Source organism: Sphingomonas bacterium (assembly GCF_903644055.1).
Lineage (GTDB): Bacteria > Pseudomonadota > Alphaproteobacteria > Sphingomonadales > Sphingomonadaceae > Sphingomonas_I.
Map to the genome: position 1 here is coordinate 1 of NZ_CAHJXD010000024.1, position 7,810 is coordinate 7,810.

Consider the following 7,810-nt stretch of genomic DNA (forward strand, 5'->3'; position numbering starts at 1 on the left):
ACCAGGCCCGCGCTGGGCGGCAGCCTGGCGCCCGACGCGCGCGCGCGGCTGATCGAAGCGATCGCGCGCCGCCCGCAGGATTATGTCGGGCAGGAGGTGGTGCGCCTGTCGACGATGCCGGTCGTGGCGCAGGGCCGCGTCGTGCCGCGCCCATTCATCCTGCGCGCCTTCGCCGCCCGCAACGCGCGCGGCGACTGGGAGGTGATGCCCGGCGGCTTCGCGCATATCGGCGAGCAGCTCGACGCGCGCGCGCCGGTGATGGGGGCGGGCGCCTTCTCCGCCGATTGCGGCGTGGTGGCGCTGGGCCCGGTCGAGCCGATCTCGCTGCTGCCGACGCGTGTCGCGGTGCGCCGCAACCCCGGCACCCTGCCGAGCCGCGCCGCCGACAATCTGTTCTGGCTCGGCCGCTATATCGAGCGCGCCGATGCCACGGTGCGGCTGGTGCGCGCGACGCTTGGCGGCACGCTCGATGCCGATGGCGGCGCGAGCCTCGTGCCAATGACGCTCGATCGTCTCGCCACGCTGCTGATCTCGACCGGCGCCGCGCGGCTCGGCGGCGACGAGGAAGACGAGGAGGAGGAAGAGCCCGAGGAAGGATCGATCCGCGATCTCGCCGAGCTCGCCGAGGCGGCGCTCGACGGCGCCGGGCTCGCCAGCGTCCGCACGCTGTTCGCGACCGCGCACGGTATCGCCGAGGTGATCCGCGAACGTCTGGCGGCCGACGTCTGGCGGCTGATCGACATGGCCCTGCCCCAGCCCGCGGGGGCCGGCGGCGAGGATGCCGGCACGATGCTGGCGCGCGCCGCCGAGGTGCAGGAAAGGTGCGCGGCGCTTGCGGGGCTTGCCGCCGAGAATATGGGGCGCACCGCCGGCTGGCGCTTCCATGATCTCGGTCGGCGGATCGAGCGCGCGCTGGCGACCTGCCGCCTCGTGCGCAGCTTCGCCACGGAGCAGGCCTCGGCCGACGATCTTACCACGCTGCTCGATCTCGGCGACAGCCAGATCAGCTATCGCGCGCGCTATCTCACCGGGCTGGCGCTGGTGCCGGTGCGCGATCTGATCGCGCTCGATCCGTTCAACCCGCGCAGCATCGCCTTCCAGGTCGCGCGCATCCGCGAGCATCTGGCGGGTCTTCCCACGCTCCGCGACGACGGCATCGACGAGGAGCAGGTGGCGCTTTCCGAGGAGATCGGCCTGATCATCGCCACCACCAGGCCCGAGGCGATGTCGCCCTCCGGCGTTCTGGCGCTGGAAAATCGCCTGATGGCGCTCTCCGACGCGATCGGCCGCCGCTATTTCCTTCAGGATGCCGAAACGCTGCGCGCGCCGGGGATGACGCTCGCCTGATGCGCTATTCGGTCCGCCACCAGACGCGCTTCGATTATGCCTTTCCGGTGCGGTTCGCGCGCTGCAACCTTCGCCTGCATCCCGTCGATTGGGACGGCCAGCGCGTCGAAAGCTATCGCCTCCGCCTCGATCCGGTCGGCCAATTGCTGGCGGGGTGCGATGGCGGCTATCTGGCGATCACCGATCGGCTGATCGTCGATCGCCCCGCCACCAAGCTGGTCATCGAGAGCCGTTCGACGCTCACCGTCGAACGCGAAGCGCCGGCATGTACACCCTCCGACCCCAGCGTCGATCAGGCCGCGCGCGCCGCCGCCGGGCAGCCTCTGCTCGATCGCATGGCGCCCGCCAACTTCCTCTTCCCCTCGCCGCTCATCGCCGCATTTCCCGAGATCGCCTCCTGGTGTGCAGCCGAGCTGTCGCCGGGGCGCGGGATCGTCGAGGCGGGGCTCGCGCTCGCCCACGCGATCCAGGCCGGCTTCCGCTACGACGGCAGCGCCACCGAACTGGATACCAGCCCCGCGCAGGCGTTCGCGGCGCGGCGCGGGGTCTGCCAGGATTTCGCGCAGATCATGATTTCCGGCGCGCGTTCGGCGGGGCTCGCCGCGGCCTATGTCTCCGGCTACCTCCGCACCGTACCGCCAGCGGGCAAGGAACGGCTGGTCGGCGCCGATGCCACGCATGCCTGGGTGATGCTGTGGTGCGGAGCGGAGCGCGGCTGGCTGGGCTTCGATCCCACCAACGGCTGCACCGTCGGCTCGGACCATATCGTCTGCGCGATCGGGCGCGATTATGGCGATGTCGCGCCGGTCGACGGCATCTTCCTCGGCCGCGACGGCCAGAAGATCGATGTCGCGGTCGATGTCGAGCCACTCGCCGAGGATGCTGGCGCGGCGACCGTTACGCCGCCTGCATCTGCTCGGGCTGGCTGATCCGCGGCGCGATATCGCCCTTGCCCGCGCGCTGGAGCAGCCGGTTGATATAATCGAGCTTGCCGACGATCGCCTCCGAAAGGTGGAAGGGGTAGAGATCGGGCTGCCCCATCGATCGGTTGATCGCATTTTCGGCGAAGGCGAACGGGCCCCATTCGGCGACCAGCCGCTGCGTATCGACATGATAGGGATCGAAGTCGATTTCGGGGGGGGCCTCGTCCTCGCGCCACTTGGTCATGCGCATGCCGAAGCCGTCGAGCGTGGCCAGCGCATCGATGATGTGCATCAAATGCGCGAAGGTCTCGGCGAAATCCTCCCACGGATGCATCGTCGCATAGGAGGATACGAAGTCGGTCGACCAGCCGCTGCCGGCGTCGCCATAATGTTTCTGCATCGCGTCTTCGTAGCTGATCCGCTCGTCGCCGAAGACCGCGCGGAAGGCGTCGAGCTCGTCGGTGTCCTCGATCAGCCGTGCCCAATAATAATGGCCCACTTCATGGCGGAAATGGCCGAGCAGGGTGCGATAAGGCTCGCCGAGGCCGGTGCGCATCTTCTCGCGCTGCACGTCGTCGGCCTCGAGGATGTTGAGCGTCACCAGCCCGTCCTCATGGCCCGTGGTGATTCGCACCGTGCCTGTCTGCTCGCCGACCGGATCGTAGAGGAAATCGAACGTCAGCCCGGGAATGCGCCCATTGGCCTCGGCCTCGGCCTGCGTCTCGATCGGCAGGTTGAGGTGAAGCAAGGTGTGGAACAGCCGCCGCTTGGCCGCCTCGATCTTGGCCCAGCGCTCGGGCACGCCGGGGCCGGTCAGGTCCGGGATCGTGCGATTGTGTCGGCAGGCGAGGCACATCGGCTGATCGCCGACCGAGGCCACCAGCCAGTTGCACACCGCATGCTCGTTGTTGTTGGCGCAGACGACGACGTCGTGCGGCGCGCCCGTCGCATCGCGCCACGTCGTCGCGCCGTCGCCGAGGAAGAGGAACTGGTCGCTTTGCGGATCATAGCCCAGCGTGAACGCGCAGCTCGGGCAGACCCGGACCTCGAAATGGGTGGGGCGCGAGCAATTGGGGCATGCGTACGGGCGCATGGAAAAAGGCTCCTGACGATCGAAGAAATCTCGCGCCTGAACGCCGCGTGCGCACAAAGGTGCCCTACCCCTTGTTAAAAGCGCGTCCGGCCCGCATTTCTGCGCCGACGGAGGCGGAATGGCGGATCTTTACTCGACCCTTGGCATCGCGCGCGGCGCCGACGATGCGGCGATCAAGAAGGCGTATCGTAAGCTCGCCAAGGAGCTGCACCCCGATCGCAACAAGGATAATCCCAAGGCGACGGCGCGCTTCTCCGAAGTGACGCAGGCCTATGATCTGCTGTCCGACAAGGACAAGCGCGCGCAATATGATCGCGGCGAGCTCGACGAGCAGGGCAATCCCAAGATGCCGTTCAGCTATGGCGCCGGCGGCAGTGCGGGCGGCTTCCGTCCGCGCGGGCCGGGCGGCGTCGAGTTCGAAACCGGCGGCAGCGATTTCGGCGAGATTTTCGAAGGGCTGTTCGGCGGCAAGCGAGCCGGTGGCGGTGGCGGTAGTAGCGGCTTCTCGGGCTTCGGCGCGCGCCCGCGTGCGCAGAAGGGCGTCGATGCCGCCTATCGGCTGGCGGTGGATTTCGAGGATGCAGCCGCTCTGAAACCGCAGCGGATCACGCTCGGCAACGGCAAGACCGTCGATCTGAAGATCACCGCCGATGCCGTTGCGGGAGCGCCGATGCGGCTTGCAGGGCAGGGCGAGGCCGGGATGGGCGGCGCCGGCGACGCGCAGGTGACGATCGAGGTCAAGAAGCACCGCTTCTTCACGCGCGACGGCGACGATGTCCGCCTCGATCTGCCCATCCGGCTCGACGAGGCGATCAGCGGCGCGAAGATCAAGCTGCCGACGGTCGAGGGCGCGGTGATGATGAGCATCCCCGCCGGCTCCAACTCGGGCAAGATCCTCCGCCTCAAGGGGCGCGGCTTCCATCGCAAGGATGGCACGCGCGGCGATCAGCTCGTAACACTGATGATCGATCTGCCGGCCGACGATGCGGAGTTGAAGAGCTTCGTCGAGGGTTGGTCGGGCGACGCCGAGCGCAATCCGAGGGCGGCGCTGGGGGTCTGATCCCCAACAGCCGTCACCAACCTGCCGTCATGCCAGCGAAGGCCGGCATCTCGGGCCATCAAGCGTGACGATTGTGTCACGAGATCCCAGCTTGCGCTGGGATGACGAAGGGTCAAGGCGCGATCGGTTCGGGCCGTGCCTCCGCCAGCACCAGCGAGAACAGGCCCTCGGCGTCGGTCCATTCGCGCACGGGCGTCCAGCCGCCCGCCGCGAGCAATTGCCGCGCCGATCGCGCATCATATTTGTGGCTGTTCTCGCTATGGATCGTCTCGCCCGCCGCCATCGCGAAGCGGCGGCCCGCGATGTCGAATGCGATGTCGCGCAGCGCTTCCAGATGCATCTCGATCCGTGCCCAGCCGTCGTTCCAGATCGCGCGGTGCCGGAATTGATCGACGGGAATATCGCCTTCCAGCTCGCGGTTGATCCGGCGGAGCAGGTTGAGGTTGAACTGCGCGGTCACGCCCTGCCTATCGTCATAGGCGGGCACCAGCACCGCCTCGGGCTTGATCCGGTCCATGCCGATCAGCAGCAGCGCGCCCTCGCCCAGCGTCTCGATCATCCCGCGCAGCAGATCCACCGCCGATCGCGGCACGAGATTGCCGATCGTCGATCCCGGAAAGAAGCCGAGCTTGGGCAGCGCCGCCACGGCCATCGGCAGCGCCACCGGCTTCATGAAATCCGCCTCGACCGGCAGCACCGAAAGCCCGGGAAACGCCTGCGCCAGCCCGGCGGCGCTCTCGCGCAGGAAGTCGCCCGAAATATCGATCGGCACATAAGCGGCGGCATCGAGCGCGCGCAGCAGCGCCGGCGTCTTGGTCGACGATCCCGATCCGAACTCGACCACCGCGCGCCCGCGTCCGGCCAGCGCCGCGACCTCGCCGCATATCCGCGTCAGCAGCGCGGTCTCGACCCGCGTCGGATAATATTCGGGCAGCCGCGTGATCGCCTCGAACAGCTCCGATCCGCGACGATCGTAGAACCAGCGCGCCGGGATCGCCTTCGGCCTGGCGGCAAGCCCCGCCAGCACGTCGTTCAGGAAAGCGGCATCGGCGCGGTCGGTGCGCGCGGGGGCATCGTCGACACCGAGCATCAAAGGTCCTTCGCCAGCCGCACGCCGGTGAATTGCCAGCGCTGCCAGGGGTAGAAGAAATTGCGGTAGCTCGCCCGGCTGTGCCCGCGCGGCGTCGCGCAGCTCGCGCCCTTGAGTACCGCCTGCCCCGACATGAACTTGCCGTTATACTCGCCGACCGCGCCCGCCACGGGCCGGAAGCCGGGGTATGGGAGGAAGGCGCTGCCCGTCCATTCCCAGACGTCGCCGAACATCTGCGCGGGCGCGGCGGAGCGCGATGCCGCGCGCGGGCGCACCGGGCCTGCGGCATCCAACTGGTTGCCCGCGGCGGGATCGAGCCCCTGCGCCGCGCTCTCCCATTCCGCCTCGGTCGGCAGCCGCGCCCCGGCCCAGCGCGCGAAGGCATCGGCCTCGTAGAAGCTGACGTGCGTCACGGGGGCGGCGGGATGCAGCGGGTGCAGCCCGTCGAGCGCGAACGCCAGCCAGCCGCCTCCGCCATCGGGGCGCCAATAGAGCGGCGCCTCGATCCCCTCGCGCTTAACCCACGCCCAGCCATCCGACAGCCAGTGCGCGGTATCGCGATAGCCGCCGTCGGCCATGAAGCTCTGCCACTCGGCATTGGTGATCACGCGATCGGCCAGCGCATGCGGCTGCAACAATGTCCGGTGACGCGGCGCTTCGCAGTCGAACGCGAAGCCGCTTTCGGCGGCGTCATGGCCGATCTCGACAATGCCCTCGCGTCCCCGGCGCCAGCCGATCGACGGGGGCACCGGCGCGGGTGTGGGGCGCGGGTGCGGCCAGACGGCGGGATCGAGGGAATTTTGGGCGAAGCTCGCGAGGATATCGGTGAGCAGCAATTCCTGATGCTGCTGCTCGTGCTGGATGCCCAATTCTATCAGCGCCAGCGCCGCTTCGGGCAGGTGCGGCATCGCCTTGGCGAGCGTTTCATCCACCGCCGCGCGCCAGCCCAGTATCTGTTCCAGGCTCGGCCGGCTGAGCATCCCGCGCCGCTCGCGTGCATGCCGCGCGCCCTCGGCCTCGTAATAGCTGTTGAACAGATAGGCGAAGCCGGGATCGAACGGCTGATGGCCGGGAACATGATCGCGCAGCACGAAGGTCTCGAGGAACCATGTCGTGTGCGCGAGATGCCATTTCGCGGGCGAGGCATCGGGATGCGGCTGGATCGTCGCATCGGCATCGGACAATGTCGCGACCAGCGCGCGCGACAAGGCGCGCGTTTCCGCAAGTCGCTGCCCGAGCGACGGCGCTTCGGTAATACTGTCGACGCGTGCGGCCAAGATGGAGAGCCCCCTCCGTACCGCCGAAAATGCTCCGGTCGCGAAAAAGTTTCGTTTCGCGCGGTCTGGCGCCTTATTGGCGGCTCCTGCCCGGCTCCCACAGCACATCGCCCTCGCGCGTCGCGGCGATCCGCCGCGCCAGCACGAACAGGTGATCGGAGAGGCGGTTGATATAGGCCATCGCCTGCGGATTGAGCGCGACCTGCGCCGCGGCCCCGACCATCGCGCGCTCGGCGCGGCGCGCGATCGCGCGCGCCATGTGCAGCGCCGCCACCTGGCCCGATCCCCCGGGGAGGATGAAGGAGGTCAGCGGCGACAGCGCCTGGTTCATCCGGTCGATCTCGCTCTCCAGCCGCTCGACCTGCGCGGACGTGATCCGCAAAGCCGCGTCGGAAGGCGCGAAATCCTCGCCGGGGGTAGCGATGTCGGCGCCGAGATCGAACATTTCGTTCTGGATGCGGCGGAGCATCACGCGTTCGGGGGCATCCGGCTCCAGCCAGGTGATCGCCGCGCCGATCGCGCAATTGGCCTCGTCGACCTCGCCGATCGCCATCATCCGCGCGTCATTCTTGGCGACGCGCGATCCGTCCACCAGCCCCGTCGTGCCCGCGTCACCGGTGCGCGTGTAGATTTTGTTGAGCTTGACCATCGCCGGGTCGGGCCTCAGCCCGCGTGGCCCCGCGCCAGCAGCAGGAACAGCACCACCAGGATCACGGCGATCGCCTGGAACTGGATGCGCCGCCACATCATCCGGTTTTGCGCGAGTCCGCTTTCGATCGGGCCATTGCCGTTCACCTCGTCATGCTGCGTGCGAAGGAAGATGATCACCCCGCGCACCACCGAAACGAGCGCACCCAGCGCGGCGAGGACGATCAAGACGAGCAGAAAGGTTTGCATCGGCGCTATCTAAGCCTCCGCAGCCCCGAATCCAATGGGCAGCCGCCCCGCGCGCAGCGCGGCGACGAGCGCCACGGGATCGGCCCCGCCCGCGCGCAGATCGGCGAGGCCGGGGCTGCCGTC

At 68.6% G+C, this 7,810-nt stretch carries 8 protein-coding genes; 3 read left to right on the plus strand and 5 right to left on the minus strand.

Going from position 1 to position 7,810, the window contains the following annotated elements; genetic code table 11:
* Together HUU94_RS00910 and HUU94_RS00915 are read left to right on the plus strand one after the other, a co-directional pair.
* A partial coding sequence (locus HUU94_RS00910) for an alpha-E domain-containing protein (protein WP_174273252.1) occupies nucleotides 1–1,347 on the plus strand: 1,347 nt, incomplete at its 5' end.
* Nucleotides 1,347–2,276 carry a transglutaminase family protein gene (locus HUU94_RS00915; RefSeq protein ID WP_174273253.1) on the plus strand — a complete coding sequence of 310 codons (930 nt, stop codon included), beginning with the start codon at nucleotides 1,347–1,349 and terminating at the stop codon, nucleotides 2,274–2,276. The genes HUU94_RS00910 and HUU94_RS00915, both read left to right, overlap by 1 nt.
* Here the strand turns inward: HUU94_RS00915 and HUU94_RS00920 are convergent.
* Complete coding sequence (locus HUU94_RS00920; protein WP_174273254.1) at nucleotides 2,245–3,363, minus strand: zinc-binding metallopeptidase family protein; 1,119 nt, start codon at nucleotides 3,361–3,363, stop codon at nucleotides 2,245–2,247. The two genes, HUU94_RS00915 and HUU94_RS00920, sit on opposite strands and share 32 nt — an antisense overlap.
* 118 nt (nucleotides 3,364–3,481) lie before the next feature.
* On the opposite strand from HUU94_RS00920, the gene HUU94_RS00925 reads away from it, so the two are divergent.
* Entirely contained in the window at nucleotides 3,482–4,423 is a 942-nt protein-coding gene (locus HUU94_RS00925) for a DnaJ C-terminal domain-containing protein (protein ID WP_174273255.1), read from the plus strand.
* Nucleotides 4,424–4,535: 112 nt separating this feature from the next.
* Here HUU94_RS00925 and egtD read toward each other — a convergent pair whose 3' ends face one another.
* The 4 genes from egtD to HUU94_RS00945 all read right to left on the minus strand — a co-directional run bounded on the left by egtD (nucleotide 4,536) and on the right by HUU94_RS00945 (nucleotide 7,687).
* The gene (gene egtD / locus HUU94_RS00930) at nucleotides 4,536–5,513 is read right to left on the minus strand and encodes an L-histidine N(alpha)-methyltransferase (protein ID WP_174273256.1); all 978 of its coding nucleotides are present in this window, start codon (nucleotides 5,511–5,513) and stop codon (nucleotides 4,536–4,538) included.
* Nucleotides 5,513–6,790 carry an ergothioneine biosynthesis protein EgtB gene (gene egtB, locus HUU94_RS00935; RefSeq protein WP_438827094.1) on the minus strand — a complete coding sequence of 426 codons (1,278 nt, stop codon included), beginning with the start codon at nucleotides 6,788–6,790 and terminating at the stop codon, nucleotides 5,513–5,515. The genes egtD and egtB overlap by 1 nt, the downstream gene beginning before the upstream one ends.
* Before the next feature lie 73 nt (nucleotides 6,791–6,863).
* A complete protein-coding gene (locus tag HUU94_RS00940) occupies nucleotides 6,864–7,439 on the minus strand; it encodes a cob(I)yrinic acid a,c-diamide adenosyltransferase (RefSeq protein ID WP_174273258.1) in 576 nt (191 codons plus the stop codon).
* A gap of 14 nt (nucleotides 7,440–7,453) precedes the next feature.
* On the minus strand, nucleotides 7,454–7,687 hold the full coding sequence (locus HUU94_RS00945; protein WP_174273259.1) for an HIG1 domain-containing protein: 234 nt from the start codon (nucleotides 7,685–7,687) through the stop codon (nucleotides 7,454–7,456).
* Nucleotides 7,688–7,810: the final 123 nt, after the last annotated feature.